The organism is Corynebacterium amycolatum, assembly GCF_016889425.1.
GTDB lineage: Bacteria > Actinomycetota > Actinomycetes > Mycobacteriales > Mycobacteriaceae > Corynebacterium > Corynebacterium amycolatum.
The window spans coordinates 1,841,671-1,859,512 of record NZ_CP069513.1; the positions used below are offsets into that span (position 1 = coordinate 1,841,671).

At 57.5% G+C, this 17,842-nt stretch carries 16 protein-coding genes; 7 read left to right on the plus strand and 9 right to left on the minus strand.

The window, feature by feature from the left end; all coding sequences use genetic code 11:
• Positions 1–43: 43 nt before the first annotated feature.
• On the plus strand, positions 44–715 hold the full coding sequence (locus I6J19_RS08045) for a TVP38/TMEM64 family protein (protein WP_052155516.1): 672 nt from the start codon (positions 44–46) through the stop codon (positions 713–715).
• 128 nt (positions 716–843) lie between these two features.
• Positions 844–1,416 carry a hypothetical protein gene (locus I6J19_RS08050; protein WP_038625431.1) on the plus strand — a complete coding sequence of 191 codons (573 nt, stop codon included), beginning with the start codon at positions 844–846 and terminating at the stop codon, positions 1,414–1,416.
• 4 nt (positions 1,417–1,420) lie between these two features.
• Here I6J19_RS08050 and I6J19_RS08055 read toward each other — a convergent pair whose 3' ends face one another.
• The 3 genes from I6J19_RS08055 to I6J19_RS08065 all read right to left on the minus strand — a co-directional run bounded on the left by I6J19_RS08055 (position 1,421) and on the right by I6J19_RS08065 (position 4,247).
• Positions 1,421–2,803, minus strand: coding sequence for an SPFH domain-containing protein (locus I6J19_RS08055; protein WP_038625429.1), 1,383 nt, complete (start codon positions 2,801–2,803; stop codon positions 1,421–1,423).
• A gap of 91 nt (positions 2,804–2,894) precedes the next feature.
• Positions 2,895–3,332 (minus strand): NfeD family protein, encoded by a 438-nt coding sequence (locus tag I6J19_RS08060; RefSeq protein ID WP_038625427.1) that lies wholly within the window; start codon positions 3,330–3,332, stop codon positions 2,895–2,897.
• A gap of 60 nt (positions 3,333–3,392) precedes the next feature.
• Entirely contained in the window at positions 3,393–4,247 is an 855-nt protein-coding gene (locus I6J19_RS08065; RefSeq protein ID WP_038625425.1) for a DUF3097 domain-containing protein, read from the minus strand.
• Between the two features lie 65 nt (positions 4,248–4,312).
• Between I6J19_RS08065 and I6J19_RS08070 the strand changes: the two genes are divergently transcribed.
• Positions 4,313–5,170, plus strand: a complete 858-nt coding sequence (locus I6J19_RS08070) for a hypothetical protein (RefSeq protein ID WP_038625422.1) — start codon at positions 4,313–4,315, stop codon at positions 5,168–5,170.
• A gap of 40 nt (positions 5,171–5,210) precedes the next feature.
• Here I6J19_RS08070 and I6J19_RS08075 read toward each other — a convergent pair whose 3' ends face one another.
• The 6 genes from I6J19_RS08075 to I6J19_RS08100 all read right to left on the minus strand — a co-directional run bounded on the left by I6J19_RS08075 (position 5,211) and on the right by I6J19_RS08100 (position 12,183).
• Positions 5,211–6,269 carry a ferrochelatase gene (locus I6J19_RS08075; RefSeq protein WP_038625420.1) on the minus strand — a complete coding sequence of 353 codons (1,059 nt, stop codon included), beginning with the start codon at positions 6,267–6,269 and terminating at the stop codon, positions 5,211–5,213.
• 116 nt (positions 6,270–6,385) lie between these two features.
• Positions 6,386–7,378 (minus strand): VWA domain-containing protein, encoded by a 993-nt coding sequence (locus tag I6J19_RS08080; protein ID WP_038625418.1) that lies wholly within the window; start codon positions 7,376–7,378, stop codon positions 6,386–6,388.
• Positions 7,379–7,490: 112 nt separating this feature from the next.
• Positions 7,491–8,339 carry a DUF58 domain-containing protein gene (locus I6J19_RS08085; RefSeq protein WP_038625416.1) on the minus strand — a complete coding sequence of 283 codons (849 nt, stop codon included), beginning with the start codon at positions 8,337–8,339 and terminating at the stop codon, positions 7,491–7,493.
• Complete coding sequence (locus tag I6J19_RS08090; protein ID WP_038625414.1) at positions 8,339–9,343, minus strand: AAA family ATPase; 1,005 nt, start codon at positions 9,341–9,343, stop codon at positions 8,339–8,341. Before I6J19_RS08090 ends, I6J19_RS08085 begins: the two co-directional genes overlap by 1 nt.
• Before the next feature lie 54 nt (positions 9,344–9,397).
• Positions 9,398–11,044, minus strand: coding sequence for a DIP1281 family NlpC/P60 protein (locus tag I6J19_RS08095; protein WP_187402585.1), 1,647 nt, complete (start codon positions 11,042–11,044; stop codon positions 9,398–9,400).
• A gap of 629 nt (positions 11,045–11,673) precedes the next feature.
• Positions 11,674–12,183, minus strand: a complete 510-nt coding sequence (locus I6J19_RS08100; protein ID WP_038625409.1) for an Rv1476 family membrane protein — start codon at positions 12,181–12,183, stop codon at positions 11,674–11,676.
• A gap of 367 nt (positions 12,184–12,550) precedes the next feature.
• Between I6J19_RS08100 and acnA the strand changes: the two genes are divergently transcribed.
• The 4 genes from acnA to I6J19_RS08120 all read left to right on the plus strand — a co-directional run bounded on the left by acnA (position 12,551) and on the right by I6J19_RS08120 (position 17,814).
• Positions 12,551–15,337: an aconitate hydratase AcnA gene (gene acnA / locus I6J19_RS08105; RefSeq protein ID WP_083279170.1), complete on the plus strand. Its 2,787-nt coding sequence runs from the start codon at positions 12,551–12,553 to the stop codon at positions 15,335–15,337.
• A 223-nt stretch (positions 15,338–15,560) separates the two neighbouring features.
• Positions 15,561–16,127: a TetR/AcrR family transcriptional regulator gene (locus I6J19_RS08110; protein WP_038625405.1), complete on the plus strand. Its 567-nt coding sequence runs from the start codon at positions 15,561–15,563 to the stop codon at positions 16,125–16,127.
• 142 nt (positions 16,128–16,269) lie between these two features.
• Entirely contained in the window at positions 16,270–17,019 is a 750-nt protein-coding gene (locus I6J19_RS08115; protein WP_038625403.1) for a glutamine amidotransferase-related protein, read from the plus strand.
• 48 nt (positions 17,020–17,067) lie between these two features.
• Complete coding sequence (locus I6J19_RS08120; protein WP_081913931.1) at positions 17,068–17,814, plus strand: glutamine amidotransferase; 747 nt, start codon at positions 17,068–17,070, stop codon at positions 17,812–17,814.
• Positions 17,815–17,842 lie beyond the last annotated feature (28 nt).

Genomic DNA, 17,842 nt, shown 5'->3' on the forward strand with positions numbered 1-17,842 from the left:
GCAGGTCACACGCTTCTCCGCAATCCCCGGTAACCTCAAATGGGTGAACGTATCAGATGTGCGAATTACCCCTACACTCAAAAAGGTTCTGCTGGTGCTAGCCGTAGGTGTGGGGGTCGTCGTCACGCTGTACGTCGATGTTCCCACCGTCGCTACCATCCGGCAGTGGTCCATCGATGCCGGTGACTGGTTCCCTCTCCTCTACTTTCTCGCATACGTTGCACTGACTCAGTTTCCAATCCCCCGCACCGTATTCACTTTGGCTTCCGGAATCCTCTTCGGACCAATGCTAGGTTTCCTGCTCGCAATTACTGCGACCACGGTGTCTGGCCTTCTCTCCCTCTGGATTGTGCGGTTTTTGGGACGCGACTGGTTTCGCACGCACCTGACTAACCGCCGTCTCCTCAGTCTCGACCACCGGTTGGAACAACGCGGCTGGCTCACAGTGCTCAGCTTGCGCATGATTGCTGGCGTGCCATTTTCGTTTCTCAACTACGCCTGTGGGCTGTCGTCGATACGCACCGTGCCGTATATCATCGCCACTGCCCTGGGTTCGGCGCCGAACACACTCGCCGTCGTTTTGCTTGGCGACGCGCTGTTGGTCGGCTTCGACGTGCGCTTTGCGGTGGCCACGGGAATTCTGCTCGTGCTTGGCCTGCTGGGACTTCTTGCGGACGCCAAGTTCCCTGTCGTAACCGGTTCTTCGAAACGTTAAAACACCGCTTAGCGCTCTTGAACTAGACGTGAGTTTTTCGGCGGGCTGGTGTTGGTTGCCCGTGAGTTTGCGGAGGGAATGAACGTGTCTTAGCCCAACTGTCAAGGGGTGGGGCTAGACTAGAACGTATGTACTCAGTCTTTGCTAGGTATCGCGGTCGATCTACTCGCAGGGCAGATCACGTTCAGGCCTCTGCGCAGGCACTTTCCGGCCTGGAAGGCGTAGGAACTGTTGAGGTTGCAGGTATCGAAGAGCTTCGCGCAGCTCCTGAAAATGCTGTGGGAGTCACCACGCTTGTGCTGGCGCTATTGGCCGCAGGTGACTGGGCAGTAGGTATCGGTGTTTGTCCTCAGGACAACATTGAGCAAGCGCATCTGGCATCGAGCTCAGTCATCGGTAAGGGAGGCAGAGCTGGCACGGTAAAAACCCGCATTCGGACTAACAATCCGCGCGGTAAGGACTACTCGGAGGATATTGGCGCAGCATTCACATTGCTGCACCACGTTATCTCTCGCAGGTCCCCCGAAGGGCGCGAGGCAACTGGTTTGGTTCGCGCTGGTTATTCACAGGTAGAGGCCGCGGAAGAATTGGGAGTTTCTAAGCAGGCCGTCAATCAGCGCCTCGCAGCAGCTGGCTGGCAGGCGGAGCTGGCCGGGTGGGACCTGGCCGTCCACCTGCTTCAGCGAGCTGACGAGTTATAAAAACTTACTGCCCATTTTCTGGGGCGTAAGGGTCACGTGACCATCCTGAAAAATCTGGACGATCGGTGGAGTGGGCACCGCCGCCTGCAGTGGTATTACCGGTACCAGGAGCCGAGGGCAGGTCACGTTTGCCGGAGGGAACTGACGGTGCAGCCGGTGCATCCGGTGTTGCAGGTTCAACCGCTGCCGGGCGGTTCTGGCCACCCAACTGTTCAGGCTGAGTGGGCTGAGCCGACTCGGCGCGGCGGTTCTTCTTCCTCTCAGGGGTATTACCAGCTGCTGCAGCTACCGGATCATCAACCGGGCGGTTAGCGACCTCGTTCGCCGCGGCAACCGCACGAGCCAACTCCGGGTTGGTCGACATGTCGAACCAGTTCTCATCGCGGCCCTGCTCAGCTTCTTCCTTGGTCTCTCGGCTCACGGCTGGAGGCTCATAGCGGAAGACACCGTCGGCATCCTTCTTGCCGAAAGCCCTGGCGAAGCTCTCGAGGCTGTCACCGAACTGCGACGGAATCATCCAAACAGTATTGCCGTCCTTATTTGCCAGCTCAGGTAGCTTCTCCAGGTACTGCCAGGCAAGAATCTCAGGTGTCAACTGTGAAGCCTTGACAGCGGCGTTGACCTTCTGGATAGCGCGAGCATTACCCTGTGCCTCAAGGTAGGTAGCGGCGCGAGTACCCTCAGCGCGCAGAATGGTTGCCTGACGCTCAGCTTCAGCAGCCAGAATTGCTGCGTGCTTGTTACCCTCGGCGGCCAGAATCTGTGCCTGCTTACGGCCCTCAGCAGTTTTAATATCGGCTTCGCGGGTACCTTCCGCAGTCAGAATCATGGCGCGCTTCTCGCGATCGGCCTTCATCTGCTTTTCCATCGACTGCTGAATCGACGGTGGCGGCTCAATAGCCTTCAGCTCCACACGAGCGATACGAAGACCCCACTTGGCAGTGGCCTCGTCCAGCTCGCCGCGCAGACGGCGGTTGATGTAGTCACGGGAAGTCAGTGTCTCTTCCAGGGTCAGACCACCCACGACGTCGCGAAGCGTTGCGGTAGTGATCTGTTCGACACCGAAGATGTAGTCGTCGATACCGTAAATCGCCCGATCCGGTTCGTTGACCTGGAAGGTCACGACGGTATCGATAGCCACAGTCAGGTTGTCTTCGGTGATCACTGCCTGTGGCGGAAAGGTAACCATACGCTCACGGGTATCAACCTTCTCGCGCACTCGGTCAATAATCGGGATGATGAAGTTCAGGCCGCTATTCAGTGTCTGCGTGTATCGTCCCAGTCGCTCTACGATTGCCGCTTCACCCTGAGGGACCAGCACAATCGCTTTGAGAACCAAGGTAACAACCACGAGAATGAAAACGACGAGGATGATAAAGCCTTCCATGGTATTCCCTCGTAGCTAGAAACTGTGTGGTCAGTTATTTGATGGTCAGTAACTAAGAGTGCTCCGAGCGCCCTTTAAGTGAGTTGACTGCTCAGAGCAGCTTGTCCACTACTGCGGTATTGCCCGAAATCTCTACAATCGTGACTCTTTCCTTCGCATCGAAGGTCTGAGCAGTCAGAAGACTGCGCGCGCTCCACAACTCGCCATTGACCTTAATCAGACCCGCTGACGAGGAAACTGGCTCGATGACCTCAGCATGACGGCCCGCTAGCAGTTCCGGACGCGACTCCAGTTCGGCGGACTTGTCCGGTTTTGCCATCTTCTTGCGCAACACAGGGCGAACTGTCAGCACAAGTGCGGCGGACACAACGGCGAAGATAACCACTGACAGCCAAAGCGGCGCTCCAAGCTGGCTCGCACCGGACGCGGCCAGCGCACCACCTCCGAGCATTAACAGTGCTAAATCTCCGACCGCGAGTTCACCGAGAACCAGTAGGAGGCTTGCTCCGAGCCAAAGGAGAGAAATCACGCCCTCACCCTACCTACTTTGGAGAACAAATGTGGAGCGAGTGGAGCCAGTATTTCGGGATCAGTATTGCATATGTGGCTCAGTGACGAAGTCGACCAGGCGCTCAACTGCACCAATCAAATCCGACTCCAGATCGCGGTAGGTGTGTACACCTGCGTAGACGCGTCGCCAGCCCTCCTTGGGGTCGTCTCCCCAGCCCAAGCGACGGCAGATTCCTGTCTTCCAGTCCTCCCCGTAAGGAACTTCCGGCCATGCTTCAATGCCTACCGACGAGGGCTTGACCGCCTGCCAGACATCGATAAATGGGTGGCCAGTGACCATCACATGCGGGCCGAGCTGCTGAGTCATGCGGCTTTCTTTACTGCTTTCCACCAAGTGGTCTGCCAGGACTCCGACGCGGCGCTTCGGACCCGGACCAAATTCGGCCAAGCGTTCCGGGAGATTGTCCAAGCCCTCCAGATACTCGACGACTACGCCCTCAACACGCAGATCGTGGCCCCATACTTTCTCGACAATTGCCGCGTCATGAATACCCTCGACCCAGATACGGCTGGGTAGAGCAACCTTAGCCTTGACGTTGTGGACCTTGCGCGAGCCCGATGCCGACAGATCCTGCGAGGGCTTCTTTGGTTCTGCCTTCGGCCGTACCAGAGTCACAGGTTTGCCATCGATGAGAAAACCGCGCTCGTGCATGGGAAACAGCCGCGACTTTCCGTGGCGGTCCTCCAGCCGAACGCACCAGCCGTCGAAAGTTTTCTCTAACCCGATAATCGCACCGACGAATCCGTCATAGGACGCCTCGACGACAACACCATTTTCTGCTGTTACCTCGCGTGCCGGCTGCGGGATACGACGGCGGTGTCCACGTGCGCCAGCAAACACGTCCTGATTGCGATACGGGTCTTGAAAGCTCATGGATACTGAGATTAACAGCATGGGTTACGGAACCGGCGACACACTGCACTAGGATGAGCTGCACTATGCAGCGCAGTGTTCTCGACCAGGTCTGGAGTCCAACTCAGCACATCGCCCTTTGGCTGGGCGCATGGTTGTCGGGTTTGGAAAACTACGATCATCTCCTCGATGCTCTTGATTCGCTCGGCGGGCCCACGTCAGTTCCGGGGACATTCGTGCTTGCCGACGCCATGGTTCCGAATGTCATCGATTGCGACGCTGATCTCGATCGAAGCGACATGCTCCGCCTTCTTCGAGCAGTTACTGACGCGGGAGATTGGCACAGTGACCATCGTCCCCTCGTCCGCCTTATTCTCTCCGGACCCGGTGACGCACCTGCACTGCCTGCGGGAACCGACGCCGCTGAGGGCGCACGCGCAGCAGGCTCAGCCATTGTGATTGCGGATGCGGAGCCGGGTTGGAACCATGCGCTCGTACCAGTGACATCGCCGGTGCCCGGTCTGCTGCAGTGGCACTGGTACACGCTCGAAGGACACATCCCGGAGCCGGCCTATCTCTCCCCTGGCGAGGCGGATTTGCAGCTGGCGGATGCGGCGCGAGTTGCGGCTGCCACTATTGCGGCGATGCCGCGTTCACCGCTGACGTCGTCAAGCAGTGGTACCCCGAAGGCGGATCCTCGGCTGATGGTCGGCATGCTTGATGATCACCTGGACATGGCTTTTGTTCCGGATGATGTGCCGCGCCGTGCACTGGGAGTGCTCGCCCGAGCTGATCGGGTGTCGTCGATTCTGGCGGTGGCACAGGGCAGCGAGTCGGGGCACGGCAGCGCCGCGTTTGATGCGCAGCTCATCCCGCTGTGGCGAAAGATTCGGCAGGCGCGGATGAGCGCGGTGGAATACGCGATTCAGGAGTGGACCCGCTAGAGGTTTGCCTTGCCCTGCGGTCCAATTGAGGCCAAGGGAATCAGTGTGGGCGGCGCGTTGCCGGGGTGCAACAGGATGCGGCGCAGGGGGCGCCGTTGCAGGCCGAGCCGAGTAGCGGTCCACTTCCCAGGCGGCGGGGTTCGGCATCTGCGATGCGCTCTTCGATGAGCTCCACGAGCATGTCAGTGAAAGTAGCCGTCGGGCCAGGTGTTGCGACACGCTCGATGACTATGTCGTGATGAGCCATTTCATCCTGTAGCTCAGCATCCAAATCCCAGGCGACCTCAACATGGTCCGAGATGAAGCCAATCGGGCACACTACTGCGGATCGAAGACCTTGGGTGACCTCCGCTTCAACGTGGTCGACGATGTCAGGCTCCAACCACGGCACGTGCTCCGGGCCCGAGCGGGACTGCCAGACGACGTCAAAGTCGGTGATACCGACTGCATCGGCGACCAGCCGCGCTGCTTCGTTGACCTGGCGAGAGTAAAGATTTCCGCCGAGTTCTACCGGCCCAGATGCCTTGTCCGCAGAGACCGGAATAGAGTGAGCGGTGAAAATAAGCCGGGCCTGGTCACGACGGTCATCCGGTAGCTTGGCAAACGCCTCACGCACGGCATCTGCATAGGCTTCTATAAAGAGCGGATGATCGTAGAAGCTCCGAATTTTCTCCATGTCAAAAGCACGGTCGCCCAGAGATTCGCGCATCCGAGCAATGTCTTCGTGATACTGGCGGCAGCCGGAGTATCCGCCCCAGGCGCTAGTGGCGAAAACGAGCGCTCGCTTAACGCCGTCATCAGCCATCTTTGCCGCGGTGTCTTCAGCCATCGGATGCCAATTGCGATTCCCGAAATAAACAGGCAAGTCATAGCCACGGCGAGTGAGCTCAGCCTTAAGGTTGGAGACAATTTCGCGGTTTAAATCGTTGAGCGGGGACTTGCCGCCGAAGTGCGCATAGTGAGCACCGACCTCGTCCAACCTCTCCGGCGGAATTCCGCGGCCGCGGGTGACATTCTCCAGGAAGGGACGCACATCGGCCATCTTTTCGGGACCGCCGAAAGACAACAGCAAGATAGCGTCAAAATTATCAGAAGACATAGGCAACCAGTTTAGTAGCGCAGTCTGAGGACACCATAAGACGACTGCTCAATGCTCATGGTCTCCTGCCTGCTGGGTTCCATCCAATTGCTTTACGACGGCACCCTAACCCGACCCTATTGCGGAATTCGACGATTGGTCACAAGCAGTGAGCCCACGGTCACTAGCAGCATCGCGAAGGCTGCGATCAGATAGGGCCTCGGATTCTCGGCCCGCTTGAGTTCGTAACCGATGTCATCCTCCAGCGAGCCATATGCATCCCGGAGCTGCTCGAGGGAACCTGCGCTGAAGAACTCACCTTTTGTTCGACGTGCGATTTCTCGCAGCGAATCGTCGTCGTTAGGCACTGGAATTAACTCGCCCTGAACCGTGATTGCGCCTTGCGCGGTACCGAACGAAATCGTGTTGACAGGCACCCCGGCCTTGGCGGCTTCGGCGGCGGCGGTATACGCGCCGCGGGGATCGTCGAGCTCTTGCGGGACGGTCTGTTTGCCGTCGGAAAGCAGCACAATTGTCGCTGGTGGGGAGCCTTCTCCCCCGCCCTGGACCGAGTCGCTGAACTGAGTGATGGCATCGAGCGCGGCAGCGATGGCATCACCGGTAGCAGTCGCCTGATCTAACTCAGCAGCCTGAAGGGCTCGATTCACGGTGTCATGGTTGGTAGTCGGGCTGACCGCAGTGCGAGCGCGGCCAGAGAACGTCACCAGGCCGATATTGAGGTCGTCGGGAAGGTTCTCCACGAACTCTTGGCCGGCTTCTTTAGCAGCAGTGATGCGGTCGGGCGCAACATCCGTGGCCGACATGGACAGCGAAACGTCGACCACCAACATGACCGTCGCTCGGTTGCGGGCGACTTTGGTCTCCGAAATCGGACCGGCCAATGAAATGATGACCAGAACTAGAGACAACAGCGCACTGATAGCCACGACATGGCGTAGGCGTGCCGACGACTTATTCCCCAGTGACCCAACGATGGTGAAGTTGCCAAAGGCAATGGCACGTTGCTTTCGCTGCTTAGTGCTGATCCAATAGGCCACGGCTGCCACGAGAGGCAGAGCGAGCGCGAGCAACCAACCTGGGTGCGCAAAAGTTGAGTTTAGGAACGTCATCGCGGTATCAGTTTCCTCACATCCAGTCGCCTAAACAGTCGCGTATAAGCCAGTGGCTATAACCGGTTAGTCGGTGGCCTAAAAATAGCACTAACAAGCGGTTACTCAGACGCTAATGTTGGCCAATTTGTCGGGCAAAATCCAGTACCCAATCGGAATCCGTACGCAAGGTAATAACGCGAGCACGGCATTTGCGCAGTTCATTGATTACACGCTCGTGGTGGGCACTAGCCTGAGCTGCGTACTCGGCGCGGGTTTTGTCGTTGATGTTGAGTTCAATGGTTTCACCAGTTGCTGAATCCGCCATGACCACCGGGCCATCGCCGGGTAAGGCTTCATCGGCTGGATCGACCAGGCGGATTGCCATAATCTCTGTCGAGGCCGAGGCAATGCGCAGCGGTCGCGCCCAATCGAGTGATCCAAGGAAGTCCGAGATGATAACCAATAACCCAGCGCGCGGAGCCTGGGTCATTACTGTGTCAATATCCGCGGCGAGATTGTGCTCAGCGGTCGCGTCAGCCAAGTGCTTGAGCAGCATCAAGCTGTGGGCACGGCCCTGGCCCGCGGGCACTGGAGTGCCACCGGCGATTAATCCAGTTCGGGACCCCGGGGCGTCGTTAAGCATCGTTATAGCGCCGGCAGCGGCGGTGAGCAGATGTCGTTTGGTGGTATCGGCCAAGCCCGTGGACAGACGTGCGGCGGGTTCGGCGACGATCCAGCACTCCAGCTCGCGCTCGGCCTCGGAGGTGCGAACGTGCGGCACTCCAGTACGGGCTGTCACTGCCCAGTTCATCTGGCGAACATCATCGCCGATGACATATTCGCGGGAGCCAAGCGGCTCAGAGCCATCTCCAGTAGCGGTGGAAAGAAAGCTGCCGCGCAAAAGTCCGTTGAGCTTACGCGTAACAGTTAGCTCTAAGTACGCCAGGACGCGTGCAAGATCGTCTTCCCGAGCTGACATTAGGAGGCAGTGCCCTCATCGGAGCCAGTGCCCGCGCCCTGGGGAAGGCGCACGTGAGACAACACGATGTCAATAATCCGTTCGGGAGTAACGCCATCGGCCAGGCCCTCATAGGACAGGACCAGGCGGTGACGCAGCACGTCGGGAAGCACGGAGACCACATCGTCCGGCACGACATAGTCGCGACCGGAAAACAGCGCGTGGGCGCGGGCAGCCGCGACAGCACCAAGAGTCGCACGCGGCGATGCGCCATAGGAAAGCCAGCGGTCGACATCCTTCAATTCCGTCCGCATCGGATTACGGGTGAGTTCGATGACGGCCACGATGTAGTCAATCAGCGTGTGGTGGACAAAGACTTCGCGGGTAGCGCGCTGCAGTTCCCGGACACTCTCTGGGGTGAGAATCTGCTGCGCGACTGGAGGAGTGGCTCCCATGCGGTAGACAATCTCCCGCTCTTCCGCCGGAGTGGGGTAACCCACGAGGACCTTGAATAGAAAACGGTCCCGCTGAGCCTCCGGCAGTGGGTAGACACCCTGGTTTTCAATTGGGTTTTGCGTGGCCAGGACCAAAAACGGCTCCGGTACTGGCGTCGACTCCCCTGCGATGGACACCTGGTGCTCTGCCATGACTTCCAGCAGTGCCGACTGCACCTTCGCCGGTGCGCGGTTGATTTCATCAGCGAGCACGATATTTGACATGACCGGGCCGGGCTCGACGATGAACTCCGAGGTGTCCTGGCGGAAAATTCGGGTGCCGACAATATCCGATGGCACCAAATCCGGAGTGAACTGGATGCGGGAGTAGGAACCACCCATCACTTTGGCAAAAGTAGACACTGCCAGAGTTTTCGCAACACCCGGAACACCTTCGAGCAGGACATGACCTCCTGCGAGCATCGCGATAAAGAGCTGCTTGATCAGGTGCTCCTGGCCAACCACAACCTTCCCCAGCTCCGCGTATGCGCGCTCGAGGTCCGTGTGGTCAGTGGGCGTTGGGTAGGTCACAGAGAAACCCTTCTTTAGGTCGGTCGCCCGACCTGTAGAACACGTCGTTAGAAACTAGACGAGGCGGACAACGTTCGGTGTCATTCCGTTATAACGGACTGGCGAGATCTTAACCACAGAACCGGACTGTGGTGCCTCAATCATCTTGCCATCGCCCAGGTAGATAGCGACGTGGCCGTGACCATTCGGGCCCCAGAACAGCAGGTCACCACGCTTCATCTGAGATGCCGGGTAGTGCTTTCCGCGCTGGTACTGGTAGCCGGTGTAGTGAGGTAGGTCAATGCCAACAGCGGCGTAGGCGTACAGAGTCAGTCCCGAGCAGTCGAAACCAATCTTGTTGTAGTCGCCGTGGGAGTCAGCTACTCCGCCGTCACGGATACCCTTGGTCGGGCCGTTGGCGTTGCCACCGCCCCATGCGTATGGGACACCGAGCTGCCCCATCGCGCGTGCGATGACAGTCTCAACCTTCTGGCTGGAAGAACCCGAGGTGCTCTGACCGGTCTCCGGATTCGTCGGCGCCACAGTCTGTGCTGGGGTGCCGCTTGACGACGCGCTGCCGGTGCTAGACGATTCCGAAGTCTCGGTGGACTCAGAGGAGCCGGTAGATTCGGTCGTCTCAGAGGAACTGGTGGAGCCAGTCGAGCCAGTGGAGCTGTTAGAACCAGTCGAGCCAGTGGAGCTGTTAGAACCAGTCGAGCCAGTGGAGCTGTTAGAACCAGTAGAACCAGTGGAGCTGTTAGAACCAGTAGAACCAGTGGAGCTGTTAGAACCAGTGGAGCTATTGCTTTCATCTGTGGACTCAGAAGAGGAATCCTCTTCGGCCTGGTTCGCCTGGGCCTCGGCACGAGTCTTAGCTGCAGCTTCCTCAGCGGCCTTCTTGGCAGCGGCGTCTTCCGCTTCCTTGCGGGCCTGCTCGTTCTCATAATTCTGGCGCTGGGAGTTCAGCTCGTTGACCGCATTACGGGCTGCGTCCAAAGATGCTTTTGCGGCATCGCGGTCAACTTGAGCCTGCTGGTAATCTGCTTGCTCCTTTTGAAGCTCCTGGTTTGCCTCGGAGTACGCGTTCTGAGCATCGGTGTTTCGCTGGTTTGCAGTCGCCTCCGCCTGCTGAGCCTCGTCACTCTTCTTGCGAAGTGCCGACTCCTGGTTGGCAGCCTCAGTTCGATTCTTGTCCAGAGAGTCAACGGTCTGCTCTTGACGGTCGGCTTCACGGCGCAAGGCGGACAGGCGATTAATAGCGTCGGATGCGTCTCGCGCGCCCTCAAGAATCGAGCCGCTGGAACGTCCCTGGCGCATGATTGTCCGTGCCAGTTCGTCGAACTGCTTTTGTGCACTAGCGAGCTCAGCACGAGAACGATCGAGCTGAGCGCGAGCCTCGTTGACCGCGTCGCGTGTACGGTTAGCGGCATCCCGGGCGGTTTCAAGGTCCACCATGGCCTTGTTGACGTCCTCGCGGAGAGTGCCCATGCGTAGCTCGAGGTCAGATACTCGACGCTCGCTAGAAGTCACCTCGGCGACCAGGGACTGCAAGTACGACTCGGCGTTAGAGGCCGCCTCTCGCGCTTGGCGAATCTGGGCGTCACTCGGATTTAGTGGCTGTGCAACTGCAACCTGGGTGTTCGTCGCCAAAAGACCCGCCGTGATAATACCGGCAATTGGACGAGTCCAATATGATGCACGGACTTTGCGATTACTCGGCACCGCGTTACTCCTACATTTCTCCTATGGGTGCGTTCACGCCTCAGGTCCGACACCAGCGACTTCCCCATCGTTGGATATCTTCCTGTTGTTGTCTTCTGGTCTTGAGCGGAACTGCACGAAACGCCGAACCGAAACAACGACCAAAAGCAACACCAGCGCTCCCGCGAGTTTTCTTTGGTCAATACTGGACCCTTGAGTCCACTATTGGCATCACCGAGCACTTTACGGGTCAAAAAGCTCTAAAAAAACATAAGTAACAAAATTACCAACCGTCCCCTGCTTTGTAACCGTTTCGTTATACGTCGTGGCCTGCGGTTATGTCGAACCCTAGTTTTGTGTGTGAATTATGTCACTATTCGATGGCCTGTCGGCGTGCCGAAGCATTGCAGGTAGTTATTCGGGGTAACGCGCATGAAAAAAGGTCAAGCGTTGATGCTTGACCTATGTAAAGTCGTTGACATCATTACGATGACTGCAACAGTGTTATCCAATTTAGGTGGAGCCTGGTTTCCTCGCTGCTACCAGTTTGTGGGGCACTTACCCTATCTCTTGCCTGGGGATGGAAAACCGGGGCGGTGAATCTACTCGGTGGGGCTGATAAGCTTCAGTGCCCGTCGTAAAGCGACCCCTTAGGTGGTTGGGCGTGTACGTAGCCAGTAGAACGTCAGTCCAACGAAGAGTGCGACGATAACTACGCCTGCGATCAGGCTGTAAAGAGTCCATGGAACGACGTAGTTAGTAAGTTCGTGCAAGTAGGCATCTAGGCCCGCCGGATAGTCTCGAGGGGTCTCCATCATTGCGTGGTCGGCGCGTTCAATAGCTGCGCGGGGAAAATCGGCAGATGCGGTGGCCACATTGCCTGGCGTGCGCACAACAGTGGTTCCGCCGACTTGGTCTGCCACTTGGCGGGCAAAGGAAAAGATGTCCGTATTCTTTTGCTCGGAAACGGGGTAAATCTTCTCGCTATCCAGGTAGATGATATTGAAATTGGGAACCCCCCGATTTGCGGCATCGTCGACAATTGGCTGGACCGCTTCTCGGAGCTGTGGGTTATTTGTCACGATGTTGTCGGTGCGTAGCTGAGCGACCGCCTTTTCGACGGTTTCTTTCGCTGCCTGTGAATCTGCTGGCGTATGCATTAACTGCCTTCCGTATCGTGCTCCTGTTTTGCGTGAGAATGGTTTCCACGCGCCCCAATTTGGCGGAGATGCTGCTTCGTTTGTCCCCTCTATAATGGCCTGTCTTGGACGTGAACGGGGGTAGCTTGACTCGGCGCGCCGCGGGTAATCTACATACAGAACGTTCGTACTGTTATTGTTGATGCAAGGACGGTAACGCTTCCTTAAAAACGTGTGCGTGGGCTCGTGTGCCCCGCATCGTGATTATTGCTTTAATTGGTTGATAAGGGGCGGCGTGATCGCACCTATGCCTTGTGAAGGGCCGAAATTCGAGTGCCGGTCTCTTCAGCTAAGGCGACAATTCACCCGAATAGAAATGGAGCTGACTGTGGCTGAAAGCAAGAACTCTTTCAACGCCCTGCGCAAGCTTGAGGTCGGAGACAAGTCTTATGACTACTTCGCTCTTGATGCTGTGCCGGGTATGGAGAAGCTGCCTTACTCGTTGAAGGTTCTCGGTGAGAACCTGCTGCGCAACGAAGATGGCGCCAACATCACTGAGGAGCACATCAAGGCTGTCGCCAACTGGGTTCCTTCCGCTGATCCGTCGATCGAGATTCAGTTCACCCCTGCTCGCGTTATTATGCAGGACTTCACTGGCGTCGCCTGTGTTGTTGACCTGGCTACCATGCGTGAGGCTGTTAAGACTCTCGGCGGCGACCCGGATCAGGTTAACCCGCTGAACCCGGCCGAGATGGTCATCGACCACTCGGTCATCATCGAGGCCTTCGGTAGCGAAGACGCTCTGGCTAAGAACGTCGAGATTGAGTACCAGCGCAATGATGAGCGCTACAAGTTCCTCCGCTGGGGTACTGGTGCATTCTCCAACTTCCGCGTTGTTCCTCCGGGAACCGGTATTGTCCACCAGGTCAACATCGAGTACCTGGCTCGCGTTGTCTTCGAGAACAACGGCCTGGCATACCCGGACACCTGTGTTGGTACTGACTCCCACACGACCATGCAGAACGGCCTGGGCATCCTGGGCTGGGGTGTTGGTGGTATTGAGGCTGAGGCTGCAATGCTCGGCCAGCCGATTTCCATGCTCATTCCGCGCGTCGTTGGCTTTAAGCTGACTGGCGACATTCAGCCGGGCGTTACCGCAACCGACGTTGTGCTCACCGTTACCGACATGCTGCGCCAGCACGGCGTCGTCGGCAAGTTCGTAGAGTTCTACGGCGCTGGCGTCTCCAAGCTGCCGCTGGCCAACCGTGCGACCATCGGTAACATGTCGCCGGAGTTTGGTTCCACCGCCGCAATCTTCCCGATCGACGATGAGACCGTCAAGTACCTGGCCCTGACCGGCCGCGACAAGGAGACCCTGGAGCGCGTCGAGGCTTACGCCAAGGCTCAGGGTATGTGGTTGGACGAGAACACTCCGGAGGCTGAGTACTCCGAGTACCTCGAGCTGGACCTGTCCACCGTCGTTCCGTCCATCGCTGGTCCAAAGCGTCCGCAGGACCGCATCGAGCTGGCTTCCGCCAAGGAACAGTTCCGTAAGGACCTGCACAACTACTCCGACGGCGAGATCAAGGGCGCTGTCAAGGCTTCCGCACCGACTTCCGAGCTGGCTGCAGACTACAACGAGTCCCGCGAGGGTCACGGCGAGTCCGCTGCTGACAGCGCTGAAGGTCGCCCGAGCTCCCCAATTACCGTCACTTCCCCGAAGGGCGGCGAGTACACGCTCGACCACGGTATGGTCGCCATCGCTTCCATCACTTCTTGTACCAACACCTCCAACCCGTCGGTCATGGTTGGCGCTGGTCTGTTGGCACGTAAGGCTGTCGAGAAGGGCCTGCATGCAAAGCCGTGGGTCAAGACCATTTGTGCTCCGGGTTCCCAGGTTGTCAACGGCTACTTCAAGCGCGCTGACCTGTGGAAGGATCTCGAGGCTCTGGGCTTCTACCTGTCCGGCTTCGGTTGTGCAACCTGTATCGGTAACTCCGGTCCGCTGCCGGCTGAGATTTCCTCTGCCATCAACGAGGTCGACCTGGCTGCTACCGCAGTTCTGTCCGGTAACCGTAACTTCGAAGGCCGCATCTCCCCTGACGTGAAGATGAACTACCTGGCCTCCCCGATCCTGGTTATCGCTTACGCTATTGCCGGTACCATGGACTTCGACTTCGAGACCGACGCTCTGGGGCAGGACGCAGAGGGCAACGACATCTTCCTGCGTGATATTTGGCCGTCCACTGAAGAGATTGAGGCCACCATCGAGGCTTCCATCTCCTCCGAGCTCTACGACGAGGACTACAAGGACGTCTTTGCTGGTGACGAGCGCTGGCAGAACCTGCCGACCCCGGAGGGTAAGACCTTCGCTTGGGACGACAAGTCTTCCTACATCCGCAAGGCACCGTACTTTGACGAGATGGAAATGGAGCCGGCACCGGTTTCCGACATCAAGGGTGCTCGCGTCCTCGCAGCTCTGGGTGACTCGGTGACCACCGACCACATTTCCCCGGCATCCTCCATTAAGCCGGGAACCCCGGCTGCTCAGTACCTCGACTCCATGGGCGTTGAGCGCAAGGACTACAACTCCCTGGGTTCTCGTCGTGGTAACCACGAGGTCATGGTTCGCGGTACCTTCGCTAACATCCGTCTGCAGAACCAGCTGCTTGACGGCGTCACCGGTGGTTACACTCGCGACTTCACCCAGGAGGGTGGCCCGCAGGCATTCATCTACGACGCTGCCATGAACTACAAGGAGGCTGGCACTCCGCTGGTCGTTGTTGGTGGTAAGGAATACGGCACCGGTTCCTCCCGTGACTGGGCAGCTAAGGGAACCCTCCTGCTCGGCGTCAAGGCTGTCATCGCTGAGTCCTTCGAGCGTATTCACCGCTCGAACCTCATCGGCATGGGCGTTGTGCCGCTGCAGTTCCCTGAGGGTGAGTCCTGGAAGTCCCTGGGCATCGATGGCACTGAGACCTTCGACATCGCTGGTCTGGAGGAGCTGAACAACGGTTCCACTCCGAAGACCGTCAAGGTCACGGTTACCAAGGAAAACGGCGAGTCCTTCGACTTCGACGCTGTGGTCCGCATCGATACCCCTGGTGAGGCTGAGTACTACCGCCACGGCGGTATTCTGCAGTACGTCCTGCGCAACATGATCAAGGGCAACTAGTTTCCCTTTGACTCGTGCGCGCTAGGGCTTGTTGTAAGCAGCGCTTCTAGAGGCCGGTAGGTTGCGCTAGCCCGCGGATTCATACCCCACGGACTAGCGCCCTGCCGGCCTCGGGTTTCTCTACCCCAACCAAAATGAGGCTTGGGACGTATAGGAATGGCGTTGCCACGTCATGCAGTGAAATATGCCCCCTGGGCGTCGCCGGCAAGAAAAGAGTTTCCTTATGCCAAAAGTGAGTAACCAGGATTTAGCTCAACGGCGGCACGAAATTCTCGACGGCGCGCGGCAGTGCTTTGCAGAATTCGGCTACGACGGCGCAACGGTCTCTCGTTTGGAGGCCACTACCGGTAAGTCTCGCGGTGCTATTTTCCATCACTTCGGATCCAAAGAAGGTCTGTTCTTAGCATTGGCCGAAGAAGATGCCGCAAATATGGCGGAAGTCGCGGAGTCTTCCGGATTAGTGGAAGTAATGCGTGATATCGTGGCGAACCCAGACAAGCATGGCTGGCTGGGAACTCGCCTTGAGATTGCCCGTCGCCTTCGCAGCGACCCGGAGTTTAAGGGCCAATGGTTGGGCCATCAGGATCAATTGGATGACGCTGTTGCCCACCGATTGACCCAGACATCTTCATCCGGCTCTCTACGGTCGGATTATTCGGTTCGCACGATGCAGCTTTTTCTCGAGCTGATGCTCGATGGCATCATCGTTCGTCTGGCATCTGGTCGCACTGTCGACGAATTGGATTCCGTGCTTGATTTAGTTGAAGACAGCTTACGGCGCAAGGACTAGCCACTCAGGCTAGGCCTGAAAGCGTTCCGTACCACCCGCTTCCCTAAAACGGGAGCGGGTTTCGGCTTTCTATCGTGGATTTATCCCGTTTGACCGGTGAAGATGCATAGATTTCACTCAATATGGACTAAGCTGTCTATTTATGAGTGTGGGTAAGTTTTTGTTGGTGGCGCTCCGCCCCGCAGATGGTGCTGGGCAAGCCGAGTACCAGGACTTTCTGGATTCCACCGGGCTTGAGCCCAGCCAGTTGGATCTGTTTACCATCGACGCTGTCGGCGCTAAGTTACCCGACCTGACCTCCTATGACGGAGTATTCGTCGGTGGCAGCCCATTTAACGTCACCGACCTAGAGCATTCGGGTCTGCAGAAGTATTCGCACGATGTGCTTTACGACGTACTTAGGAGTCCTGTCCCCGCACTGCTTATCTGCTACGGCGCTAGCTACACGGCCTTTACTTCGGGTGGTTTGGTTAACCTGCGTCACGGCGAAGTAGCGGGTTCTACCCGGGTAGAGCTCACCGAAGCTGCTACTCAGGATCCAATAGCTTCGGTGTTACCTCCGGCTTTTTATGCGTTGACTGGCCACAAGGAATCCGTTGCGGAGCTTCCCAATCATGCAACTTTGCTTGCCACAGGCCCAACCTGTCCGGTGCAGATGTACTCGATCGGGTCGAATAACTGGGTTACCCAATTTCATCCGGAGATGAATGCTAACGGACTGCTCCGCAGAATGTCTTTCTACACCGACGTCGGTTACTTTGACCCGAAGGAAGTCGACGCGATTCGACTAAAGGTATCTGATGTAAACCTCCAGGCCGTTGCGTCAATCATCCCCCGATTTATGCACGTATGTACGCATGCTGCCAATCCGAGCATGCTAATGGTGCAGTAATCTCTGTCCCTTCCAGCTCCCCTTTTTTACGAAATTCTTTTCCCACATATGTCTACCTCCGCCAAGCCCTTCCTCTTGCTTTCCACACGTGGCGAAGATGCCGCAGCTCACGCAGAACATCTCTCATTTGCCAGGAGATGTGGGTTGGCGCCGGCGAAGTTGCATCAAATTCGCCTGGAACAATCGCGTCCGGCCAATCTAAATCTTGATAACTACTCAGGAGTAATCGTTGGCGGAGGTCCCTTTAACGCCTCCGACGACGATAAGAGCTATCTACAAAAGGAGGTCGAGACCTGGTTTGAGGATTTGCTGGCAGAAGTGCTCGAGCGAGATTTCCCCTTCTTCGGAGCTTGTTATGGTGTCGGCCTGCTCGGTACTGCTGGTCATGGCCGGGTCTCCCGCAAGCACGGGGAGCAGGCAGCTGTAATCGAAGTAGCTGCAACGCCGGATGGAGAAGCAGACCCAATTCTTGAAGGTTTGCCGGCCCGTTTTCACGCCATCGTAGGCCACAAGGAGGCCATCGAAGAGCTTCCAGGCGACGCTACATTGCTGGCAACTGGAAAGGACTGTCCAGTGCAGATGTTCCGGTTGGGCCACAATGCATATGCGACGCAGTTCCACCCGGAATTAGATGCCAACACGTTTGCCCAGCGTCTCCTGATTTACGCCAATCAGGGATACTATTTACCAGGAACAGATCTTGAAGCGGTATCGGCCGCGCGGCAGTTGGATGTTGCACGAAGTGGACGAATTCTTCAGAATTTCGTCCGGCTTCATACCGCTTGTAGAGGCTGATTAGTTTTATCTAGTGGCAATAAGCAAA